Origin of the sequence: Pseudoxanthomonas sp. PXM01, from assembly GCF_014851815.1 — a bacterium.
Classification (GTDB): domain Bacteria; phylum Pseudomonadota; class Gammaproteobacteria; order Xanthomonadales; family Xanthomonadaceae; genus Pseudoxanthomonas_A.
In genome coordinates this window covers 1,215,753-1,238,698 of sequence record NZ_JACVAJ010000001.1, presented here as the reverse complement: position 1 = coordinate 1,238,698, position 22,946 = coordinate 1,215,753, and the positions used below count along the sequence as shown (strand labels likewise).

Below are 22,946 nucleotides of genomic sequence, written 5' to 3'. Positions count from 1 at the left end.
TGAGCGCATGCCCGGGAAGGGCCTGCGCGGGTCGCCACGATGCTTGAATTTCCCCGCTGGAAATACGTCCTGATCCTGATCGTCGTGTTGGCGAGCGCGCTGTATGCGCTGCCCAACCTGTATCCCCAGGATCCCTCCGTGCAGATCACCGCCAATCGCGGCTTCGCCATCGACGACGCCCTGCGTGGCCGCGTCGACGCCGCGCTGAAGGAGGCGGGGGTGCAGGCCAAGGAGGTCGACGCCGAAGCAGCCAGCATGCTGGTGCGGCTGCCCAGCCTGGATGCGCAGACGGCCGCCAACGACGCGCTGCGCAAGGCGCTCGGCGAGGACTACCTGGTCGCGCTGAACCTTGCGTCCACGGTGCCGGACTGGATGGGCAACTTCGGTGCCCGTCCGATGGTGCAGGGCCTGGACCTGCAGGGCGGCGTGCACTTCGTGCTGCAGGTCGACCAGAAGGCCGCGCTGGACAAGCGCGTCGACGGTTACCTGGAAGACACCCGCGTCACCCTGCGCGACAAGCGCATCCGCTACACCTCGGTCGAACGCCGTCCGAACAACAGCATCGTGGTCACGCTGGCCGACGATGAGGATGTGCCGGCGGCGCAGCAGGCACTGGCACAGACCCTCAGCTCGCGCGGCAACAACGCCAGTACGCTGGCGACCGGTTCTGGCCTGAGCTACCAGGCCGCGGGCCAGCAGATCACCATCGGCCTGCCGCAGGCGGAGCTGGAGCAGATCGCCAGCGAGGCGATCGAGCAGAACCTGACCACGCTGCGCAACCGCATCAACGAAATCGGCGTGGCCGAGCCGATCATCCAGCGCCAGGGCAACGACCGCGTGGTCGTGCAGCTGCCCGGCGTGCAGGACACCGCCGAGGCCAAGCGCCTGATCGGCGCGACCGCCACGCTCGAGTTCCGCGCCGTGGTCGAAGGCAATGCCGCCGACGCCGTGGCCAGTGGCCGCATCCCGCCGGAAGCCAAGGTGTTCCAGCTGCGCGACAACGGCGGCCCGGTGCTGCTCAACAAGCGCGTGCTGGCGTCGGGCGACGAGATGGTCAACGCCCGCGTGGGCCAGGACAACAACGGTCTCCCGGCCGTGGACGTGACCCTCAACAACATCGCCGGCCAGCGCATGTTCGACTACACCAGCGCCAACGTCGGCAAGCTGATGTCGGTGGTCTACATCGAACGCGTCCCGACCGTGACGATGGTCGACGGCAAGGAAGTGCGCAGCGTGCGCGTGCGCGAGGAAGCGCTGTCGCCGACCCGCATCGCCGGCGTGTTCGGCAAGAACTTCCAGACCACCGGTCTGGAGAAGACGGAAGCCGAGAACCTGGCCAAGCTGCTGCGCGCCGGTTCGCTGGCCGCGCCGATGGACTTCATCGAAGAGCGCGTGGTCGGCCCCAGCCTGGGCGCCGAGAACGTCGCCCGCGGCACCAAGGCGGTGGTGTATTCCTTCATCTTCGCGCTGGCGTTCTTCCTGGTGTACTACCGCATGTTCGGCCTGATCACCTGCGTCGCACTGCTGCTCAACCTGGTGATGGTGGTGGCGGTGATGTCGCTGTTCGGCGCGACCATGACGTTGCCCGGCTTCGCCGGTCTGGCGCTGACCATCGGCATGTCGGTGGACGCCAACGTGCTGATCAACGAGCGCATACGCGAGGAGCTGCGGGCGGGGGTACCGCCACAGGCGGCCATCGCGACCGGCTATGACAAGGCGTCGGGCACCATCTTCGACTCCAACATGACCGCGCTGCTCGCCGGCGTGGCGCTGTACGCCTTCGGCACCGGCCCGCTGAAGGGCTTCGCGGTGACGATGGTCATCGGCATCCTGACCTCGGTGTTCACCGCGGTCACCGTTTCGCGCGGCATCGCCACCCTGATCTACGGCGGTCGCCGCAAGATCAAGTCCATCGCCATCTGACGGGAGACAGAAGATGAGCCTTTTCCCGTTGCGGCTGATTCCGCACACCACCAACTTCAACTTCATGCGCGTGCGCTGGGTGTCCATCGGCATCGCGGCGCTGCTGGCCATCGCCGCGATTGGCGCCATCGCGTTCAAGAGTTTCAACTTCGCGCTGGACTTCACCGGCGGCACCGTCGTGGAACTGCGCTTCCAGACGCCGCCGAACGTCGACAGTGTGCGTGAGCGCCTGGAAGCCGGCGGCTACGGCAGTGCGCAGGTGCAGACGTTCGGTACCGGCAGCGACCTGCTGGTGCGCCTGCAGCCGCGCGAGGACGCCGGCACGGCGGAAGGCGCCGAAGCCAGCAACCGGACGGCGGCGGACGTGCTGCGCCTGGCGTCCACCGAGGGCAATACCGCCACGGTGATGCGTAGCGAGTTCGTCGGTCCGCAGGTCGGCAAGGAGCTGGCGCTCAACGGCCTGTACACGCTGCTGTTCGTGGTGGTCGGCTTCCTGATCTATATCGCCGTGCGCTTCGAGTGGAAGTTCGCGGTCTCGGCCATCGTCACGACCCTGGCCGACGTGCTGATCGTGGCCGGCTTCTTCGCGGCCAGCGGCATCGAGTTCGACCTGACCATCCTGGCCGGCCTGCTGTCGGTGATGGGCTTCTCGATCAACGACAAGATCGTGGTGTTCGACCGCGTGCGCGAGAACTTCCGCAACCTGCGCGCCGAGCCGATGGAAATCCTGAACCGCTCGATCAACCAGACGCTGTCGCGCACCATCATCACCTCGTTCGTCGCGTTCCTGACCGTGTTCGCGCTGTACCTGTACGGTGGCGGTTCGCTGGAAGGCATGGCGCTGTCGCAGATGATCGGCATCGTGCTGGGCACGGTCTCGTCGATCTTCGTGGCCTGCCCGCTGCTGACCTTGGGCTTCCTGACGGTCACCAAGCAGGACCTGATGCCGAAGGCCAAGGACGAGGCGCTGCTGGCGCGTCGCCCGTAATCGCCGGTAGCCCGGTAACGGAAAAGGCCACGCAATGCGTGGCCTTTTTTATTGCTCATCGTAGAGCGGAGCTTGCTCCGCTGCTGCTACATGCGGCATTCCAGGTGTCTGGTGGTCCGCGGAGCCGAGCAAGCTCGGCTCTACGTCGGGCCTTACGGACTCAACCATTGAATGATGCTGCGTAGCCCGACGAAACGATGGTCTTCTGCAGCGCCTCGGCGACCTTGAGGTTGCCGGCGACGATCTGGCGGGGCAGGGCGGTGCGGCCGTCGATCTTGCCGAGCGCCGCGCCGCGGAAATCGCAGACCTTGCCGCCCGCCTCGCGCACCAGCAGCACGCCGGCCGCGATGTCCCAGTCCTTCACACCGGCCTCGAAGTAGGCGTCGGCGCGGCCACAGGCCACGTAGGCCAGATCCAGCGCGGCCGATCCGGTGCGCCGGATGTCCTCGGCGTGCACCAGCAGCTCGCGGACGCACTCCAGCTGCGCGCCGGCGCGGGCGCGCTCGCGCGGCGGGAAGCCGGTGGTGATGACGGTGCCGGCCAGTTCCTTGCGGTCGGCCACGCGGATGCGGCGCTCGTTGAGCTGGGCGCCGGCGCCGCGGCTGGCGGTGAACAGGTCGTTGCGCAGCGGGTCGAAGATCACCGCGTCGGTCGGTTCGCCGTTGTCCACCAGGGCGATCGAGACGCAGTAGTGCGGGAAACCCCGCAGGTAATTGCTCGTGCCGTCCAGCGGATCGATCACGAAGGTGTAGCGGCCGTTGATCTGGGCGCCGCTCTCCTCGCCGACGAACCCGTAGTCCGGGTAGGCGCGGCGCAGCTCCTTGATGATGACCTTCTCGGCGTCCGCATCGACTTCGCTCGCGTAGTCCATCCGCTCTTTCTGCACCACGTTCAGCGCGTCCAGCTTGTTGATGCTCCGCAACAGGACGTTGCCTGCGAGGCGGGCTGCCTTGGTCATGACGGTGACGACGGGCTTTTGCATGCGAACGGACCTCGGACAGGCGTGGGGCGGGCGAACAAGTGGAAAAGAGCAGCACGGCGCGGAGACCGGCCTACGCAGTTTACCATTTGCCCCCATGAATACGCCCGTTTCCCCGATCGATTCCCTTTCCCCGGCCGCGGCCACCCGCCTTCGCGTGGTGCTGGTCGGCACGCAGCACCCCGGCAACATCGGCGCAGCCGCGCGTGCCCTGAAGACAATGGGGCTGACCCGCCTGGTGCTGGTCGCGCCCGAGGACTATCCCGCCGACGAGGCCTACCGGCGCGCGGCCGGTGCGGACGACCTGCTGGGCGACGCTCCGGTGGTGGCCACGCTGGCCGAGGCCGTGGCGGACTGCCACCTGGTGCTGGGATGCACCGCGCGCAGCCGTCGCGTCCAGTTGGAGGAGCATGCCCCGCGGCAGGCGGCGGCACTGGCAGTGGCACGGGCTGCCGCCGGCGGCGAAGTGGCGCTGGTGTTCGGCCGCGAGCGGACCGGCCTGAGCAACGAGGAACTGCAGCTCTGCCACGCCGCGGTGCACATTCCCGCCAATCCCGAGTACAGCTCGCTGAACCTGGCGGCCGCCGTGCAGGTGCTGGCCTACGAACTGCGGCTGGCGCTGCTGGAGGGGACATCGGTGGCGATCCCGGAGCCGATCCATCCCGACGAAACCCCGGCCAGCCATGCCCATGTGGAAGGCTTCTTCGCACAGCTCGGCGATACGCTCGATGCGATCGACTTCCACAAGGGGCGCACACCGGATTCGGCAATGCGCAAGTTGAGGCGGTTGTTCGCCAAGGCCGACCTGACCGAGCAGGAAGTACGCCTGCTACGCGGCATCCTGGCCGATGCCCAGCGCATGGCCCGGCTGGCGGGCCAAGGCGGGGCCGGATCACTGTCTTGAATCCACGTTTTCCGATAGGCTGCCGCCATCGTTCTGGCGGGCGCCTATCGTTGCGTACAACCTGGTTCCGCCTAGCGCTGGCCGCCCTCGGTGCAGCCCTGCTTCCCGCCGCCGTGGTCCCGGCCAGCGCCGCCGGCGACGAGCGCGTCCTCGTGCTGGGCCGCATCAGCGACGACCCCAAGGCGCACTACGAACAGCTCAAGCCCCTGCTGGACTACGTCGTGCCGCGCATGCGCGATGTCGGCATCACCGAGGGCCGCATCCTGATGGCCCGCGATGCGCAGCAGATGACCAGTTACCTGCGCCGCGGCCGGGTGGATTGGGTCACCGAGACCGCCGGCACCGGCATGCGGCTGCAGGAGCGCGCCGGCGCGCACGCGCTGCTGCTGACCGAGCGTGGTGGCGTGAGCCGCTACCACGGCGTGTTCTTCGTCCGCCGCGACAGTGGGCTGGAGCGACTGGCGGACCTGAAGGGGCGCACCGTGGCCTTCCAGAACACCGCGTCGACCAGCGCGTACTTCGCGCCGTCGGTGGCACTGCTGGACGCCGGCCAGCGGATGGAGATCCTGCTGTCGCCGATGGACCGGCCGTCCGCCGATTCGGTCGGCTACGTGTTCGCGCGTTCCGAACTCAACATCGCTGCCTGGGTGCATAAGCGGCTGGTCGACGGCGGTGTGGTGAGCAACCTGGACTGGGAGGACGTACGCCGCATGCCGCCGTCGTTCCGGCGCGATTTCCGCGTGATCCACGAGACACAGGACTTCCCGCGCGCGCTGGAAATTGTGCGCGGCGACCTCGACCCCAGGATCGAGGCGCGCCTGCGCGAGGTACTGCTGGAGGCCGCCAACGATCCGGCCGCCCGCGACGCGCTGAATGTCTTCTTCCGCACGACCCGCTTCCTGCCGGTCGATCCGGCGTCGCAGCAGGCGCTGGACGATCTGCGCCGCGGCGTGACCCGCGTCCGGGAGCAGGTCGAATGAAGTCCATGAAGTTCGGCCTGCAGGCGCGCTTCCTGGCGGCGATGGCGATCATGCTGGTGGTGGTGATCGCGCTGCTCGGCACGCTGCTGCACCGGCAGAAGGTGATGCAGCAGGATGTCGCGGACCTCGGTCGCGAAGCGATGCACGGCATGGTCGAGGACAGCCTGCGCCGCCATGGCGAAGCCACCGTCGACCAGCTGGGCGACGCCCTGGCGAACCCGCTGTACTACTTCGACCTGGACACGATCGGCAGCATCGTGCGCTCGGCGCAGAAGGAACCCGACGTCAGCTACGTGCTCGTCTACGACAATCAGGGCCGGATCATCCACGACGGCACCGCCGACATCGCGGTGTACGGCCAGACCATGACCGATCCGCTGGCGTACGAAGCCGTGAACGCGCGCAGCATGCATACGCAATGGTCGGCGCAGATCGTGGACGTGTCCGAGCCGATCATGATCGGCAGCGAACGCATCGGCGGCGTGCGTGTCGGTTACTCGGTGGCGTCGGTGCGCGCTTACGAGGAGAAGGCCATCACCGAGGCGCGGGCACGGCTGAACGAGCTCGGCGCGCGCCACCTGGGCTGGATCGCATTGCTGCTGGCCGCGCTGGTGGCCGCATGCGTGGCGATCATGGTGTATGCCCAGCGCACGCTGGTCAGGCCGATCCGGCAGTTGGCGCGTGCGGCGCACGACATCGAGGTCGGCAACTACAACGGCGAGCGCATGTCCAGCGAACGCCAGGATGAAGTCGGCGAGCTGGTGCGTGCGTTCGGCACGATGAGCGACAGCATCGCGCGCCACGACCGCGACGTGCGACGCATGGCCTACACCGATTCGTTGACCGGGCTGACCAACCGTCTGGCCTTCCGCGAGAGCCTGGACCATCGCCTGATGATGCTGCGCGGCGCGGGCCGGCAGCTCGCACTGCTGTTCGCCGACATCGACGATTTCAAGCGCGTCAACGACACCCTCGGCCACGAGGCCGGCGACGAGGTGCTGCAACAGTTCGCCCATCGCATCCGTGACGCGGTGGAAACGATGGGAGGCGACGATGCACTGCTGGCGCGCTTCGGCGGCGACGAGTTCGTCATCCTGATCCAGGATGGCGATGTGCGCGGTGGTGCCACGCGGCTGGCCGAGAAGCTGGTGGCCGAACTGGGGCGCCCGATCGTGGTGCAGGAACGCCAGGTGTTCCTGGGGACGTCCATCGGCATCACCCTGTTCCCGGAAGATGCTTCAGGCGCGACCGCGCTGATGAAGAACGGCGACATCGCGATGTACCAGGCGAAGGTCGCCGGCAAGAACTGCTACCGCTTCTACAGCCGTGCGATGGACCAGGCCGTCGAGCGGCGCGTGCGCATGGAACAGGAGTTGCGCGGCGCGTGGGAGCGCGGCGAGCTGAGCCTGATGTATCAGCCGGTGTTCCGCATGGCCGACAGCCGTATCGTGGGCGCCGAAGCGCTGCTGCGCTGGCAGCATCCGGAACTGGGCATGGTGGCGCCGTCGGTGTTCATCGACGTGGCCGAGCAGAGCGGGCTGATCGAGAGCATCGGCCCCCGCGTGCTGCGCGCCGCGTGCGCCGCCGCTGCGCGCTGGGGCAGCGAGCGCGACGCGATGGAGCCGTTGTTCGTCTCGGTCAACGTATCACCCCGCCAGCTGCGCAATGGCGACTTGCCGGACGTGGTCGCCGACTGCCTTCGCGATACGGGGCTGGCGGCGTCGCGCCTGCACCTGGAGCTGACCGAGACGGCCGTCATCAGCGACGAGGCGCATGCCAGCGCGCTGCTGGCCACGCTGCACCGCACCGGCGTGAAGGTGTGGCTGGACGATTTCGGCACCGGCTTCTCGGGCCTGAGCCACCTGCGCCGCGTGCCGGTCGATGGCGTGAAGATCGACCGCAGCTTCATCGCCGACATGCTGCGTGATCCTGACGACCTGGCGCTGACCACCGCGATCATCGCGATGGCGCATTCGCTGGGCATCACGGTCGTGGCCGAGGGCGTAGAGAAGGAAGGCCAATTCAACCTGCTGCGTGAGCGCGGTTGCGATCTCGCACAGGGCTACTGGCTGGGATATCCGGTTACCGCGGCGGAGTTCGCACAGCTCGTGGCCTGAAGCGCCTGTGGTGCTGACTGTGGGAGCGACGTAAGTCGCGATGAGGCTTTACCGGTGGCCATCGCGACTTACGTCGCTCCCACACAAAGATTCCTGTCGAGGTCCGGTGCGAGGGCTCAGAACCACTTCGCGATCAGCGCACTCAGCGATTCGACCAGATTGCCGGACAGGAAGCCGAACACCACCACGGCGATGCCGCCGGCGATCCATGCCACCAGCAGCAACGCACCATCGCGTTCCAGCAGCGCCAATGCGAACAGCAACAGCAGGAAGCCGAACACGTAGTTGGTGAACGGAATGGGCAGCGCCAGCAGGATGCCCAGCAGGACCAGCAGCAGGCCGGTGAAGCTGAGTGCGATGCGGTTGTCGAGGAAGCCTGCCATGCGGGGGCGGACCAGCTTCTCCAGACGACGCAACCACGGCGCCATGCGCTGGCGGAAGCGCATCATCGCGCTGCGGTGCGGGCCGCGGCGGGCCAGGAAGGCAGGCAGCCAGACCTTGCGCATGCCCAGCAGCAACTGCACGCCGACCAGGATCACCATCGGGCCGCCGATCGCGCCGCCGACACCGGGCACCGGGATGAAAGCCGGCAGCACGCCTATGAAGAGCAGCATGCCGAACGCAGCCGGGCCGAAATCCTTCAGCAGATCGCCCAGGCGCAGGACTTCCTCGGGATCGCCGGCGGCGAAGCCGTCGATCAGCGTGGCGGTGCTGGTGTGTCGCGGCGCGTCTTCGGCGGACATGTCAGACCGCCAGGTCTTCGCCGTCGGTCTCGGGCAGTTTCTGCAGCAGCAGCTTGTCGATGCGCGCGCCGTCCAGATCGACCACTTCGAAGCGCCATCCGGCCCAGTCCAGGCGTTCGCCGACATGCGGGATGCGGCCGAAGCGCTCGATCATCATGCCGGCGACCGTGTTGTACTCGTCGTCGTCCGGCAGCGCCACGCCGCCCAGCAGTTCGCGCAGGTCGTCGTTGGGCAGCGAACCGTCCACCAGCAGTGAGCCGTCGTCGCGGACGACGACCAAGGGGGCGTCCTCAGTGTTTTCCGCCGCCTGGAGGCGGCCGACCACGGCGCCCATCAGGTCGCTCTGGGTGACCAGGCCCTGGATCTCACCATACTCGTCGACGACCAGTGCCAGCGACTGCTGTTCCTCGCGGAAGATCTCCAGCAGCTTCATCGCATGGGTGGATTCGGAGACGAACAGCGGCTCGCGCAGTTTGATGAAGAGGTCGGGCTGGGCGACGCCGAAACGGTCCAGCAGGGACTTCACTTCCAGCACGCCCACCACGTCCTGGTCGTTGCCGCGATACACCGGGAAGCGCGAGAACGCGGACTCGTGCATCGTCTGCAGGTTGTCCTCGTACGGGGCGGCGGCGTCCAGCCAGGTGATCTTCTTGCGAGGCGTCATCAGGCTGTCGGCGGTGCGGTCGCCGAGGCGCAGCACGCGGTTCATCATGTTGCGTTCGTCGGCGTCGATCACGCCGGCTTCGTGTCCTTCGGACACCAGCATGCGGATTTCTTCCTCCGTGACCGCTTCCTTGTTGTCATCAGCCAGTCCGAAGATGCGCAGGACCAAGCGCGTGCTGAAAGCCAGCAGGGCGACGGCGGGGGCGGTGATCTTGGCCAGCCACCCCATGGGCACGGCGACGAAGCCGGCGATGGTTTCCGGACGGGTGATGGCGAGGCGCTTGGGTACCAGCTCGCCGAAGATCAGCGTCAGATAGGTGATCAATGCCACCGCGACGCCTATTCCGATCTTGGGTGCGTAGGGCGCGGAGGCAGGGATGGTGGAGGCGAGCCAGCCGCCGATGGCGCTGCCGATAGCATCACCGCCGAACGTACCGGTCAGCACGCCGATCAGCGTGATGCCGATCTGGACGGTAGACAGGAAGTTCTCGGGCTTCTCGGACAGATCCAGCGCACGCTGGGCGCGATGGCTGGTCTGGGCCATCTGCTTCAGACGGCTCTTGCGCGAGGTCATGACCGACATCTCGGACATGGCGAAGAAGCCGTTCAACAGCACGAGGGCAAACACGATGATCAGCTCAAGCACGGGAGCCTCCGTTCAATGCAGGGAGGGCCGGCGAGGCGGGCGGGGTCTGTCGCGGGGGACAGTGGGGGGAAGTAGGGTCGTCGTCCATAGGGTGCACCCGGAGGCGCGGCGCGAGTTTAGCAAACGGCCGGCGCGAGGACGCGTGAAGCTGAACAAGACATTCGTCCAATGCCGGCCCTCCGGAGGGCCGCAAACCAGGGGAGGCTGTCCGGGAGAGTCATGAAACGGTCATAATTCCGCCCCTGAAGCCGTCCATCCCGTGACGGTGGGACCGCCCGATGTTCTCCCTCCAGACGATCTTCGGCTCCGGCCAGCAGTTCTACACGCTGTTGGACGAGGCCGCCCAAGCTGCCCACGACAGCACCAAGGCCCTGCACACCATGATGAAGGCCACCGACCGCCAGCCGGCGCTCGATGCCTTCAAGCTGGCCCGCCTGCGCGAGCGCGCGGCCTCGGACAAGATCGGCAAGGCGCTGGTGGACAGCTTCATCACCCCGATCGAGCGCGAGGACATCGAAGCCCTGGGCTCGGCGCTGTACAAGATCCCCAAGCAGGTCGAGAAGTTCGCCGACCGCTATTCGCTGGCCATCCAGCACCTGGAAGGCATCGACTTCGCGCCGCGCGCGGCGATGCTGGAACAGGCGGCGGCCGTGGTCGTGGACATGGTCCACGAGATCAAGAAGATGAACATCGACCGCATGACCTCGCTCAACGAGAAGCTGCGCGCGATCGAGAACGAAGCCGACCGACTGATGCTGGAGCTGTACCGCGACATCTATTCCGGTCGCCTGGACCACCTGCAGATGTTCCTGCTGAAGGAGTTCTTCGAGATCCTGGAAAAGGCCATCGACCGCTGCCGCGAGGCCGGCGTGGTCGCCTACCAGATCGTCCTCAAGAACAGCTGACGGGTCGCGCCCATGCTTACCCTTGTTCTGGTGGTGATCTTCGCCGCGCTCGTCTTCGAGTTCATCAACGGCTTCCACGACACCGCCAATTCCATCGCCACCGTGGTCGCCACCAAGGTGCTGTCGCCGGGCCAGGCGGTGATGCTGGCGGCGGTGATGAACCTGATCGGCGCGCTGACCGGCACGGCGGTCGCCAAGACGATCGCTTCCGGTCTGGTCGACACCAACGTGGTGCAGGTGACCTCGCAGGTCATCCTGTGCGCGCTGTTGGGCGGCATCATCTGGAACCTGATCACCTGGTGGAAGGGCCTGCCCTCGTCGTCGTCGCACGCGCTGATCGGCGGCCTGTGCGGTGCCGCGCTGGCGGCCGCGCACAACGACTGGGGCGCGCTGATCTGGTCGCAGGCCGCCGGCGACTGGACCCAGAACAAAGGCATCCTGTGGAAGGTCGTGCTGCCGATGGTGACCTCGCCGGTGGCGGGCTTCCTGCTCGGCATCGTGGTAATGGTGCTGCTGTGGGCCCTGATCGTGCTGTTGGGGCGTATCGGAGGCTGGCTGGGCCGGCTGGCGCGTCCGCACTTCGTCAACAAGTTCTTCGGCAAGGCGCAGATCTTGTCGGCCGCCTACATGGGCTACGCGCATGGCCACAACGATGCGCAGAAGACGATGGGCATCATCGCGCTGACGCTGTTCGGCGCCGAGGCCAGTGGTGCGCTCGACAACCTGCCGGGCTGGCTGTCGTTCCTGCATCCCGGTACGGCCGGCGAGCAGGACATCGCCATGTGGATCGTCATCACCTGCGCCATCGTGATGGCCCTCGGCACGGCGTCGGGCGGGTGGAAGATCATCAAGACGCTCGGCCACAAGATGGTCAAGCTGCACCCGATCAATGGCTTCGCGGCGGAAACCAGCTCAGCCACCATCCTGACCGTGGCCGCGCACTTCGGCATGCCGGTGTCGACCACGCACAGCATCTCCACCGCCATCATGGGTGTCGGCTTCGCCAAGAACCCGCGCGCACTGAAGTTCGGCGTGATCGAGCGCATCCTGTGGGCGTGGGTGCTGACGATTCCCGCGGCGGGCGGCATTGCCTACGGACTGCTGCGGTTGCTGGAGTCGATCGGCTGGGCGTGATGTCTCCGCTTGCGCAGCAAAAGAAAACGCCGGGGTTCCCCGGCGTTTTTGTTTTCGCGATGGCGGGCTTTTAGTCCGTCCTACAGCAGGTCGCCTTCCGCCGACAGCGCACGTTCCATGCTGTCGCCCAGGCCGCCGATCTCCAGCACCAGGCGGTCGACTTCGGCCGGGCTGAGGCTTTCATAAGGGCGGTTCTCGCACAGCTGCAGGTAGGGCACGCCGTCCAGTTCGCCGATGGCGAGGTAGCCGACGCTGCTCTGCCAGTTGAACGTCAGCGCGCGCCTGGCGTCGATGCCGGTCATCGGTGCGATCACGGTGCTGACGCGCAGATAGCCGCGCTCGTCGTCGTTGCCCAGCTCGGACAGGAAGATCGCCTGGTGCCGCTTGCCGTTGCCGAGCGACAGTTCCACGCAAGCGACATACGGGTCGTGCATGGTCACCTTGTAACCAGAGGAATTGAGGTGGCCGCGGACCTGCTCGAAGTTGTGCATGGGATGCTCCCCCCTGTTGCCGTTGCCGCTATGCTAATCCGGCATGAGCGCCAAGTCTCCCGAAGATCGCATCCTGGCCGCAATCCGTGCGATACCGCACGGTCAGGTGGCCGGCTACGGCGAAGTCGCGCATCGTGCGGGCCTGCCGGGCCGCGCGCGATTGACCGCACGCATCCTCGGCCAGAACGACGATCCGGCACTGCCGTGGCACCGCGTGCTCCGCTCCGATGGCCGCATCGCATTTCCGGAAGGCTCGAAGGCCTTCCATGAGCAGAGCCAGCGCCTGCGCGCGGAAGGCGTCAAGGTCGAGAACGGGCGCGTGAAGCGGCCGCGCAAGGCGGATGATCTCGATGCTGCCTTGTGGGGACCGGGCTCCCGTTAACGCGTGGCACGTATGATGTGACGCGACCGTTCCGAGGCTTGCCATGTTTCCCAGATTGACGCCTGCCGTGCAGGCTTTGCTGATCGCCAATGTGGCGGTGTTCCTGCTGCAGTTCTTTATTGCGGATCAGGCTCTCGAGTACTTCAAGCTCTGGCCGGTGAGCGCGCTCGCATCGTCTGCAGGCGCCGGCTTTCAACCCTGGCAACTGCTGACCGCTGGCTTCATGCATGACGGCGTCATGCATCTGGCCTTCAACATGCTCGCGATCTGGATGTTCGGATCGGCGTTGGAGGAGCGCTGGGGATACCGGCATTTCATGACGTTCTTCCTCATCTGTGTGGTTGGCAGCAACCTGTGCCAGTTACTGGTGAGCAGCGCGATCGCCGCGTGGGACGGCCCCATCATCCGGACCGTGGGCGCCTCGGGTGGCGTGTATGGCGTGCTGCTGGGGTTTGCGATGGTGTATCCCGACCGCCGCATGGTGCTGTTCCCGTTTCCCGCCGAAATCCCTGCGCGTACGCTGGTGACGATCTACGGTGCGATCGCGCTGTTCTACGGCATTACCGGCACCGACGCGGGCGTGGCGCATTTCGCGCACCTGGGCGGCATGCTGTTCGGCTGGCTGGTGATCCGCTACTGGCGGGGCCAGCCACCGTTCCGCAAAGGGCCGCGTAAGCCCAAGCCACCCAAGCCGCCCAAATTGCGCGTCGTCAAATAGAACGCATCGACGAGACGAAGAAAAACGGCGCGGAATTCCGCGCCGTTTTTCATGGTGCCAGTTGTCGGCTCAGCGCCAGATCCGCACCTGCGCGGCTTCCTGCGCCTGCATCGGCTGGCCGGCCTTGCAGGTGAAGGCCTGCGCGAACGACGGCTGCTGGGTCAGCGGGCCGTTGGCGCGCCACTGGCCCGGAGCATGTACGTCGACCGCGGCGCGCTGTGCGGCTTCGGTTTCCGACAGGTTCTGCGCCCACAGCGTGGCCCAGGCCTTGTAGAACGACTGCTTCGCCGCGGCATTCGCCTGCGGTTCCGCGGTGGCGAAGGCATCCCACGCCAGTTCCACGCCGGCGAGGTCGGCCAGGTTCTCGTCGCGCGTCAGCGCACCGTTGACCTTGACGTTCTTCAGGTCGGGGAAAGCGTACGCGTTGTACTGCGCGACCACCTTGTCGCCCAGTGCGTTCCATGCGGCCACGTCGGCCGGCGTCCACCAGTCGCGCAGCTGGCCCTTGGCGTCGACCATGCGGCCCTTCACGTCGAAGCCGCGGCTCAGCTCGTGGCCGACCAGCGCGCCGAACGCACCGTATTGCACGGCGGCCGGCTGCTTGGCGTCGAAGATCTCTTCCTGCAGCACGGCGGCGGTGACGATCAGGCGGTTCTGCGCCAGGTCGTACGCTAGTGCCGGCTGCTGCGGCAATACGTCCCAGCGACGGTCGGCGTTGCCCTTGCCGATGCGCTTCATCTCTTCGCGATGGCGCCACGTCGACGCGATCAGCAGGTTGCCGCCGAAGCTGCCGCGGCCCATCGGCTGCACGCTGTAGTCCAGGTCGCGCTTGGGCGTGCTGACTTCGATCTTCAGCTTGTCGAGCTTGCCCTTGGCTTCGGCTTTGGCGGTCTCGCTCAGCCAGGTGTTGCGCTCGATGCCGCGGCCCAGCGCATCGCGCACCTGGCCGGCGATCTGCTCGGCGCGACGCTTGTGGTCGGACGGCACGTAGCGCTCGGCGTATTCCTTGCCCAGCATCGGGCCGGCGGCGAGGTTGATCGCATCCAGCACCTGCTGCCAGCGCGGTGCCGGCGCGGTCTGACCGCGCAGCACGCGGCCGCGGAAATCGAACTCGGCGTCGCGGAACGGCTTGGCCAGGTAAGGCGCCATGGCATCGCCCACGCGCCAGCGCAGGTAGGCCTTCCACTGGTCGGGCTTGAGGCTGCCGACCAGGCCGTCGAGGCGCTTGAACAGCGCCGGGTCGGCCATCGACACGGTGTCGTCGCTGACGCCCTGCGCCTTGAGGAAGGCATCGAGCTGCAGGTTGCGGTACTGCTTGCCCAGGTCCTTGGTCGGCACGGGCGCGTAGTTGGCGAACGGGCTGCGCAGGTCGACGATGGGCTTGGACACCTGCGCCAGCTTGGTTTCCACATCGATGACGAGCGCCGATTCGGCGTCCAGCTTGGCGGCCGGCGTGCCGGTCAGCGCCAGCACCTGCTTCACGTAGGTGCGGTAGCGGCCGAGCAGTTCGCGCGTGTCGGCGTCGGTGCGGGTGTAGTAGGCCGGATCGGGCAGGCCCAGGCCGCCCTGCATGAAGTAGCCGATGTGGCGGTCAAGCGCCTGCAGGTCCACGTCGGGGCTGAAATTGAAGGCCACCGGGATGCCGACCTGGTGCAGCGCGGCGATGGCCGGCGCGACGTCCTTCGGCTTCTTGATGGCGTTGATGCGGTCCAGCAGCGGCGCGATGGGCTTGGAGCCGTCGGCTTCCACGGCGGCTTCGTCCAGGCCGCTGGCCCAGAAGTCGCCCAGCAGCTTCTGCACGTTGCCCTGCGGGGCCCTCATCGCGCCGTCGAGCAGGGCGCGCTGCTGTTCCTGCGTGCGCTCGCGGAAGGCGCCCAGGAGGCTGACCACGCCGTTGTCGGCGCTGGCGGGGTTCTTCTTCAGCCAGTCCGCGTTGGTGGCAGTGTAGAAGTCCGTGCATTGCGCGCTGACCGCGGGGGCGGCGGGGGCACGCTTTTTGCGCTGCGCTTCGGCATCCGGGGCGCCCAGGGCGATGACGAGGGCGAAGGCGATCAGGGTGGGGCGGCCGAGAGCGTGGCGCGGGCTGGGCATCAGGAACATCCGGGAGTTCAGGGGTCGGGCGATTCTAGCAAGGGAGCTGTCGCCGGCCCGAAGCCCCGTGAGCGGAACCCGGCGCCGCGTGGCGGCTTTTGCGGGCCTGCGTCACAGCTCGGCCACCGGTCCCTGGAAAAGGAAAGGCCCGGACATGCCGGGCCTTTCCAGTCACGACGGGAAGCGGGTGCTTACCAGATCACCACCTGCTGATCGCCGGTGCGCACCATCGGCGTGCCGGCCTTGCACGAGAACGCGGCGGCGAACGCGGGCAGGTTGGACGGCGCACCGATCGCGCGGAACTGCGCCGGGGCATGCTCGTCCGTGGCGATGCGGTTCTTCAGCTCTTCCGGGGTGAAGTTGCGGCGCCACACCGTAGCCCAGTTGAGGAAGAAGCGCTGGTCGCGGGTCAGGCCATCGGTCTTCGGGTCCGGCGTGTCGCCTGTCGCCGTCTTCATGGCGTCGTAGGCGGTGGCCAGGCCGCCGAGATCGGCGATGTTCTCGCCCAGCGTGTGGTTGCCGTTGATCGCTTGGCCCGCGTCGGTGCGGTAGCCGTTGAACTGCGCCACCAGCTTGCCGGTCAGCGCCTTGAAGCCCTTGGCGTCGGCATCGCTCCACCAGTTTTCGAACTTGCCGGTGGCACCGAAGCGGCTGCCCTGGTCGTCGTAGCCGTGGGTCATCTCGTGGCCGATCACCGCGCCGATGCCGCCGTAGTTCATTTCATCCGAGGCATTCGGATCGAAGAACGGCGGCTGCAGGATGGCGGCCGGGAACACGATTTCGTTCTGCAGCGGGTTGTAGTAGGCGTTGACCATCTGCGGCGGCATGCCCCACTCGGTGCGATCGACCGGCTTGCCGATCTTGCCCAGGTTCCACTTGTAGTTGAACTCGGCGGCCGCCTGCACGTTGCCGTAGTAGCTGTCGCGGCCGGTCGCCAGGCCGGACCAGTCGCGCCACTTGTCGGGATAGCCGATCTTGGTGGTGAACGCGGCCTGCTTCTCCATCGCCTTGGCCTTGGTCTCGTCGCTCATCCACGCCAGGTTCTGGATGCGCGCCTTCAGCGCGGTGCCCAGGTTGGCGACCAGCGTTTCCATCTTCGCCTTGGACTCCGGCGTGAAGGCGACCTTGACGTACATCTGGCCGAGCGCTTCGCCACTCTGTTCCTCGATGGTGCCCAGCACGCGCTTCCAGCGCGGCTGGATCTCCTTCTGGCCGCGCAGCGTCTTGTTGTAGAAGTTGAAGCTTTCGTTGGCGAACGCGTCGCTCAGGTAGGGCGCGGCACCATCGATGGTGTGGAAGCGCAGGTAAGCGCGCCATGCAGCTACGTCGGTATCGCCCAGCATCTTGCTGACTTCCTGGTGGAAGGCGGGCACGGCCAGCGAGAATTTCTCCTGCGGTGCGACGCCCTGCGATTCGAAGAACTTCGTCCACGAGAAGTTCGGCGTCAGCTTGTCGGCGTCGGCCAGCGTCACCGGGTTGTAGTAGATGGATACGTCACGCGACATTTCCTCGCGCGACTTGGATGCCTTCGCCAGACGGGTCTCGAACGCCATGATGTCGCTGGCCTGTTTCTGTGCATCGGCCGTGGCCACGCCCGACAGTTCCAGCACCTTGGCGATGTGCTTCACGTACTCATCGCGGATGCTCTTCTTGTCGGCGTCGAAATAGAAGTTCTTGTCCGGCAGGCCCAGGCCGCCCTGGAAGGCGTAGGCCATGTTCGTGTCCGGCTTCTGGAAGTCCGCCTCGGCACCGAAGCCGAACAGGAAAGCCTGGCCCTTCGCGGCGCTTTCGTTGAGGTACGCCACGATGGCGTCCTTGTCCTGCAGGCCGTCGATGGTCTTCAGCGCGGGAACGATCGGCTCGATGCCCTGGGCGTTCGCCTTGGCCTCGTCCATGCCGGTGGCCCACAGGTCGCCGACGATCTTCTCGACGCCGGTCGCGTTGGCGTGTGCGGCGGCCTGTTCGGCCAACTGCTTCTGGATGGCGGTGGAACGCTCGGCGAGCATCTCGAAGGCACCCCAGCTGGTGCGGTCGCTGGGGATGGCATTGGCGGCCAACCACTTGCCGTTGGCGTACCCGGAGAAATCGGTGCAGGCGTCCTTGGTGGTGTCGAGGTCGCTGAGCTGGAAGCGGTTCACGCCCGGCAGGCTGCTCTCGTCCAGCTTCAGTTCCAGCGCGGCTGGCGCCGGGGCGGTGGCGGCGTCGGCCGGTGCGGCCTCTTCCTTCTTGGCGCAGGCGGCCAGCGCGGCGGCCACGGCGACGGACAGCATCAGGATCTGGGGTTTGCGGGCAATCACGATCAACTCCGGCCCTGGGCAGGGCATTGAAATAAGGAACCCCCGGGAGGGGGCGTGGCGGCGACTCTACGCCTGTCACTGTGAGGGCAGGTGTGTCGAAGGTCATGCCCGCGGGGGCCTCAGCGGCCATACTGGCCACCCGGCAGAGGAGGGAGGTCCCATGCAGGTCCATTTCCATGGCGCGGCGGGCGAAGTCACCGGTTCGATGCACCTCGTCGAGGCCGCCGGCAAGCGCATCCTGCTGGATTGCGGGCTGATCCAGGGCAGCCGGGAGGCCGAGGCGCGCAACGCCGAACCGTTTCCGTTCGATCCCGCCACCCTCGACGCCGTGGTGCTGAGCCATGCCCACATCGACCACATCGGCCGCCTGCCGCTGCTGGTCAAGCGCGGGTTCCGCGGTCCCATCCATACCCAGGCCGCCAGCGCGGAACTGCTGCCGATCATGCTGTTCGACGCGGCTTCGCTGTCCGGATCCGAGGCCGAACGCGCCAACCGCCATCGCCGTCGTGGCGAGCCCGAAGCGCAGCCGCTGTTCTCCGACGAGGACGTGCATGCCACGATCAAGCAAGTGCGTCCGCTACCGTACGACGAACGCACGACGATCCTGCCCGGCGTGGACATCGCGCTGCGCGATGCCGGGCACATCCTCGGTTCGGCCATCGTCGAGCTGTGGGCCGATGGCCGCAAGCTGGTGTTTTCCGGCGACCTCGGGCCGAAAGGCACGCCGATCCTGCGCGATCCCGCGGTGGTGAAACAGGCCGACCTGCTGCTGATGGAATCGACCTACGGCGACCGCAACCACCGCGACCGTCCGGAGACGATCCGCGAACTCGGCGCGATCTTCGAGCATGCCTGGCGCGACCGCGGCAACGTGCTGATCCCGGCGTTCGCGGTCGGCCGCACACAGGAGCTGCTGTACTGGTTCGCGCGCCACTGGGACGCCTGGAAGCTGGCGCGCTGGCGGATCTTCCTGGACAGCCCGATGGCGGCGAAGGTCATCAACGTGTATGCGCGCCACCATGGCCTGTTCGACGAGGACGCGCGCCGCGTATGGGCGCAGTCGCCGAATCCGTTCCGGTTGCCCAACCTGCACATCGCGGAAACGATCCAGCAGTCGACCGCGATCAACCAGGTCGAGGGCGGGGCCATCATCATCGCGGGCTCGGGCATGGCCAACGGCGGGCGCATCCAGCACCACCTGCGCTACAACCTGGGGCGGCGCAACGCGCATGTCGTGTTCGTCGGCTACCAGGCCGAAGGCACGCTGGGCCGGCGACTGGTGGATGGCGCGCAATGGGTGCGCATCCATGGCCGCGACTACCGCGTCAACGCGCAGCGGCACACGGTCGGCGGCCTATCCGCGCATACCGATCAACAAGGCCTGCTGGCGTGGTACGGCAACTTCCAGCCCGCACCGCCGCTGGTGCTGGTACACGGCGAAGACCGGGCGCGCGAAGCGCTGGCGGGCGAAGTCGGCGAGCGCCACGGCGTACCCGTGGATCTCGCGCGGCCGGGAATGGTCATCGATGTCTGAGCGGAGCCGCGCCGATCAGATGCGCTGGACGGGCGTGCCGACCGGCTCGTGTTCGCCGGTGTGGCTGAAGCTGCGGTTGCGGCCGGCCTGCTTGGCGCGGTAGAGAGCGGCGTCGGCGCGGTCGAAGACGTCTTCCGGCCCTGCATCATCGCCGCTCACGTAGGTATGGATACCGACGCTGGCCGTGAAGGGCGGTGGTGCGCTGGCGTTCGCGCCGTGCGGCTTGCGCCCATGGTTGGCAAGGTCCACGTGGATGGTGGTCGCGATGGTCGCCGCCGCCTGCGCCGACGTCTCCGGGAGGAGGACGGCGAACTCATCGCCGCCCAGCCGGGCGACCAGATCGCGCGGGCGCCGCGCGCGACTGCGCAGGATGCGGCCCAGCGCCTTCAGCGCAGCGTCGCCGGCGGCATGGCCCTGAGTGTCGTTGAGCTGCTTGAAGTGGTCGATATCCATCACCAGCAGCGACAGCGGCTGGCCACTGCGACGTGCGATACGCAGTTCGTGGTCCAGCGCGTGGTCGAAGCGGTTGCGGTTGGCCAGTCCGGTGAGCGCGTCGGACTGTGCCTGGTGGTGGGTGCGACGCAGTAGCCGGTACACCCACAGCGATGCACCCAGGGCGAGCACCAGCAGGGCCGGCACCGGCGAGAACCAGGCATGCCCGTAGCGCAGCAACAGCACCGAGAGCACCAGCGTGCCCACCATCGTCAGTACCGTCGGGCGCCAGATGCGCCGCAGCCCGGGCAGCAGCGACAGCAACAGGGGCAGTGCGGAAAGCAGCGCGGCGAGCACGGCCTGCCAACCTTCGGACATCGGCGTGATGGCGGCGCGCTTCAGCAGCATGTTGAGCAGGTTGGCCTGGTAGTCGGTGCCGCTCATGCTGGTGGTGGGAGATTGCCCCGGAGCGCGCGCCAACGGCCCCATGCCGGTGGCGCTGACGCCTACGATGATCCAGTTGCCGCGCAGCAGCGCTGCGGGAATCCGCTGGTTGAGGACGTCGGTGTACGAGACGTGCCGGAAGGCGTTGGGCGGCGAGGTGAATGGGACCAGCACCTCATAGTCGCGCACCCATTCGAAGGGTGACACCGGATCCAGGCCGGTGGCCGCCAGGCGGCGGCCCGGCAGGTGCGCGCCGACGCCTGAGGGTTGGTCAAGCTGCAACAGTGCCAGCGCCAACGCCGGCCAGTGCGGCGAGCCGAGGCCGGCACGCAGGTAGGCGCTACGCGCCACGCCATCGTCGTCCAGCGCCATTTCGGCATGGCCCAGCGAGGCCGCGGACGCGGCGAACTCGGGGATCGGCATCAGTTCCACGGTGGAGCTGTTGAGCTGGACGGGTTCGGCCAGCACCGGCAACACGACCCGACCGCTGCGGCTGATCGCGCGCGCCAGCAACGCATCCCCTTCCGGATCGAACAGTGCGGGCTCCGACAGCAGGACGTTGAACGCGATGCCCTTCACCTCGGTCAGGCGCAAGCGATCCACCAGCTGCGCATGCGTGCGCCGCGACCACGGCCAGCGGCCGAGTTCGGCCAGGCTCTTCTGGTCGACGTCCACCACCACGATGCGGGGATCGGCGTCGGCTGCCGCGCCCAGCACGAGCCGGTCGTAAATCCATGCATCGAGCGGGGCCGTCAGGCCCGACAGCGCCACCAGGATCGCGAGGGCAGCCGCACCCACCGCCGTCAGCAGGCGGGGCTTCCACTTCGGCGCTGGCGCAGGGGTGCTCACAGGGCCAGCAGTATGAGCAATGCGCCGGCTCCGGCGCCAATCCGGCACCAGCGACATGGGACCTCGATCACCTGCGGGGCAGGGAAAGGCCCTTCGAACCCATCCAGATCGATGGTCTGGGCGCGCAGATACCACGTGCCGGAGCGCAGGCGGGGCAGGGTGATCTGGGCGACATCGACGACCTGGTCGACCTGCGGCGCACTGAAGTCCGGCGTGCGCGACATCTGGAAACGGTAGCGCTGGCCGGGCTGGCCTGCCGGCCAGCGGAACGTCACCTCGCGGGCATTGCCCGAGGTGGCGGCCGAACCGTCGATTTCGGTGACTTCGGCCAGGGGGCGCACCGTGAACGCCACGAGGTCGCCGAAGGGGCCGGCCTTGCCGGCGCCGTCCACACTGCGGATGCGCCAGTGGTACTCGCCCGGAGGCAGCGGCTCGCGCAGGCGTGCGTTGTTTGCGCCGTCGACGCGCGCTTCGGCGACCGTTCCTGCGGCGTCCGCCGCGACTTCGTACTCGTAGGCCACCGCGCCAGGCGCCTGTGTCCAGCTCAGGGCCACCTCGGGCGTGCGCACGACACTGGCGGCCGCGGGCGCGATCGAATACGGCGGCGCCGGCTGGTCGTCGATACGGAGCTCGATGACGGCATCGCGTCCCTCGAGCCCGCTGGCGGCGATCGCGCGCACGCGCACGAAGTAGTGGCCTGCTTCCAACGCGGGCAGGGCATAGCGCGGCGCTTCGCTCTCGGCGTCCACGCGCAGGCTGTCGAAGGCGCGTCGTGCGCTCACCTGGATGCGGTACTGGTGTGCACCCTCCACGGCGGGCCAAGCCAGGTCGGGTTTGGCCGTCTGCGACAGCGCGGCGATGCGCGACAGGTCGGGCGCGGGAAGCAGCCGGACGGGCGAGACGGTCGACTGTCCCGCTGCCACCACGGCGCCGAACCCCGGACGCAGCACCGCGCCACGTTGGCGCGGGGCGTTCACCGCCACGCGGCCTTCCAGGACTTCCGTCTGCGAATGGGCATCGCCCGCTTCGACGCGGAACTTGGTTCCGCGTACCGCGGACGATGCGGTCGGCGTGTCGACGATGAAGTTGGCGGCCGGGCCATTCAGACGGCGCACGTCATTTCCTATCCTGCCGCGCTGCAGGCGCAGGCGGGTATCAGCCATGCCGGAGCGGCCGAAACGGGTAAGGCGGTCGAGCAGCAACTCGCTGTCGCCGAGCAGCAGCAGGCGTGAACCGTCGGCGAACTGCAGGCTCAGCGAGGCTTCCGGCGAGGTCTTCAGTCGCGCGCCGCTGGCCAGCGACATCCCCGGCGTCACGGGTGCATCGCGACCGCTGGCCATGCGCGCGGTGGCGTCGCCCTGCAGCGCGACGACCTTCGCGTTCGCTGGCTGGCAGTCCAGCCAATGCAACGGGATCCGCAGGGTGCTGCCGGGAGGGAGCTGGTAGGGATTGGCGATGCCGTTGTGTTCCTGCAGCCGCTGCCACGGGATCGACGGCTTGAGGTAGGCGCCGGTCACGTCCCACAGCGTGTCGCCGGGACGCACCCGATAGACCCATTCCTGCGCCTGGGCCGACCACGACGCCAGCAACAGCAGCACGAGCCCCCATCCCAGCCATCCTTTGCCCCGGATTGCCCGCCTCTGCATTGCCTGCTCCCGCGCCTGACCGTACGAAATGTCGAACTGGTCACAATTATAAGCGGGTCCATCGACCGCACTGGCCGGTC

Annotated in this window: 18 protein-coding genes; 10 read left to right on the top strand and 8 right to left on the bottom strand. The window is 67.4% G+C overall.

What is annotated here, in order from left to right:
• Positions 1 to 39 precede the first annotated feature (39 nt).
• Positions 40 to 1,923 carry a protein translocase subunit SecD gene (gene secD / locus IB230_RS05595; protein ID WP_192269818.1) on the top strand — a complete coding sequence of 628 codons (1,884 nt, stop codon included), beginning with the start codon at positions 40 to 42 and terminating at the stop codon, positions 1,921 to 1,923.
• 13 nt (positions 1,924 to 1,936) lie between these two features.
• A complete protein-coding gene (gene secF / locus IB230_RS05590; RefSeq protein WP_192269815.1) occupies positions 1,937 to 2,911 on the top strand; it encodes a protein translocase subunit SecF in 975 nt (324 codons plus the stop codon).
• 160 nt (positions 2,912 to 3,071) lie between these two features.
• Here secF and IB230_RS05585 read toward each other — a convergent pair whose 3' ends face one another.
• Positions 3,072 to 3,893 (bottom strand): inositol monophosphatase family protein, encoded by an 822-nt coding sequence (locus IB230_RS05585; protein WP_162339331.1) that lies wholly within the window; start codon positions 3,891 to 3,893, stop codon positions 3,072 to 3,074.
• A 94-nt stretch (positions 3,894 to 3,987) separates the two neighbouring features.
• On the opposite strand from IB230_RS05585, the gene IB230_RS05580 reads away from it, so the two are divergent.
• The 3 genes from IB230_RS05580 (at position 3,988) to IB230_RS05570 (ending at position 7,891) form a co-directional block, all read left to right on the top strand.
• On the top strand, positions 3,988 to 4,794 hold the full coding sequence (locus tag IB230_RS05580) for an RNA methyltransferase (RefSeq protein ID WP_192269813.1): 807 nt from the start codon (positions 3,988 to 3,990) through the stop codon (positions 4,792 to 4,794).
• Positions 4,795 to 4,892: 98 nt separating this feature from the next.
• Positions 4,893 to 5,774 (top strand): phosphate/phosphite/phosphonate ABC transporter substrate-binding protein, encoded by an 882-nt coding sequence (locus IB230_RS05575; RefSeq protein WP_225589425.1) that lies wholly within the window; start codon positions 4,893 to 4,895, stop codon positions 5,772 to 5,774.
• Entirely contained in the window at positions 5,771 to 7,891 is a 2,121-nt protein-coding gene (locus IB230_RS05570) for a GGDEF domain-containing protein (RefSeq protein ID WP_192269809.1), read from the top strand. The genes IB230_RS05575 and IB230_RS05570 overlap by 4 nt, the downstream gene beginning before the upstream one ends.
• A 116-nt stretch (positions 7,892 to 8,007) precedes the next feature.
• Here IB230_RS05570 and IB230_RS05565 read toward each other — a convergent pair whose 3' ends face one another.
• Positions 8,008 to 8,634 (bottom strand): exopolysaccharide biosynthesis protein, encoded by a 627-nt coding sequence (locus IB230_RS05565; protein WP_192269807.1) that lies wholly within the window; start codon positions 8,632 to 8,634, stop codon positions 8,008 to 8,010.
• Position 8,635: 1 nt separating this feature from the next.
• Complete coding sequence (locus IB230_RS05560; RefSeq protein WP_192269805.1) at positions 8,636 to 9,943, bottom strand: hemolysin family protein; 1,308 nt, start codon at positions 9,941 to 9,943, stop codon at positions 8,636 to 8,638.
• Between the two features lie 278 nt (positions 9,944 to 10,221).
• Between IB230_RS05560 and IB230_RS05555 the strand changes: the two genes are divergently transcribed.
• Together IB230_RS05555 and IB230_RS05550 are read left to right on the top strand one after the other, a co-directional pair.
• Positions 10,222 to 10,848, top strand: coding sequence for a DUF47 family protein (locus IB230_RS05555; protein ID WP_093490403.1), 627 nt, complete (start codon positions 10,222 to 10,224; stop codon positions 10,846 to 10,848).
• A gap of 12 nt (positions 10,849 to 10,860) precedes the next feature.
• The gene (locus tag IB230_RS05550; RefSeq protein WP_192269802.1) at positions 10,861 to 11,982 is read left to right on the top strand and encodes an inorganic phosphate transporter; all 1,122 of its coding nucleotides are present in this window, start codon (positions 10,861 to 10,863) and stop codon (positions 11,980 to 11,982) included.
• Between the two features lie 80 nt (positions 11,983 to 12,062).
• Here IB230_RS05550 and IB230_RS05545 read toward each other — a convergent pair whose 3' ends face one another.
• Entirely contained in the window at positions 12,063 to 12,473 is a 411-nt protein-coding gene (locus IB230_RS05545; protein ID WP_192269799.1) for a hypothetical protein, read from the bottom strand.
• 43 nt (positions 12,474 to 12,516) lie between these two features.
• Between IB230_RS05545 and IB230_RS05540 the strand changes: the two genes are divergently transcribed.
• Together IB230_RS05540 and IB230_RS05535 are read left to right on the top strand one after the other, a co-directional pair.
• Positions 12,517 to 12,855, top strand: a complete 339-nt coding sequence (locus IB230_RS05540; protein WP_192269796.1) for an MGMT family protein — start codon at positions 12,517 to 12,519, stop codon at positions 12,853 to 12,855.
• 43 nt (positions 12,856 to 12,898) lie between these two features.
• Positions 12,899 to 13,573: a rhomboid family intramembrane serine protease gene (locus IB230_RS05535; RefSeq protein ID WP_192269793.1), complete on the top strand. Its 675-nt coding sequence runs from the start codon at positions 12,899 to 12,901 to the stop codon at positions 13,571 to 13,573.
• A gap of 69 nt (positions 13,574 to 13,642) precedes the next feature.
• Here IB230_RS05535 and IB230_RS05530 read toward each other — a convergent pair whose 3' ends face one another.
• Positions 13,643 to 15,664, bottom strand: a complete 2,022-nt coding sequence (locus tag IB230_RS05530) for a M13 family metallopeptidase (protein WP_192269790.1) — start codon at positions 15,662 to 15,664, stop codon at positions 13,643 to 13,645.
• A gap of 191 nt (positions 15,665 to 15,855) precedes the next feature.
• Positions 15,856 to 17,988: a M13-type metalloendopeptidase gene (locus tag IB230_RS05525; RefSeq protein WP_192269787.1), complete on the bottom strand. Its 2,133-nt coding sequence runs from the start codon at positions 17,986 to 17,988 to the stop codon at positions 15,856 to 15,858.
• Positions 17,989 to 18,121: 133 nt separating this feature from the next.
• On the opposite strand from IB230_RS05525, the gene IB230_RS05520 reads away from it, so the two are divergent.
• A complete protein-coding gene (locus tag IB230_RS05520) occupies positions 18,122 to 19,495 on the top strand; it encodes an MBL fold metallo-hydrolase (RefSeq protein WP_192269784.1) in 1,374 nt (457 codons plus the stop codon).
• Positions 19,496 to 19,510: 15 nt separating this feature from the next.
• On the opposite strand, the gene IB230_RS05515 is transcribed toward IB230_RS05520, so the two are convergent.
• A complete protein-coding gene (locus IB230_RS05515; RefSeq protein WP_192269781.1) occupies positions 19,511 to 21,220 on the bottom strand; it encodes a CHASE2 domain-containing protein in 1,710 nt (569 codons plus the stop codon).
• Positions 21,217 to 22,818, bottom strand: coding sequence for a FecR domain-containing protein (locus IB230_RS05510; RefSeq protein ID WP_192269763.1), 1,602 nt, complete (start codon positions 22,816 to 22,818; stop codon positions 21,217 to 21,219). Before IB230_RS05510 ends, IB230_RS05515 begins: the two co-directional genes overlap by 4 nt.
• Between the last annotated feature and the right edge of the window lie 128 nt (positions 22,819 to 22,946).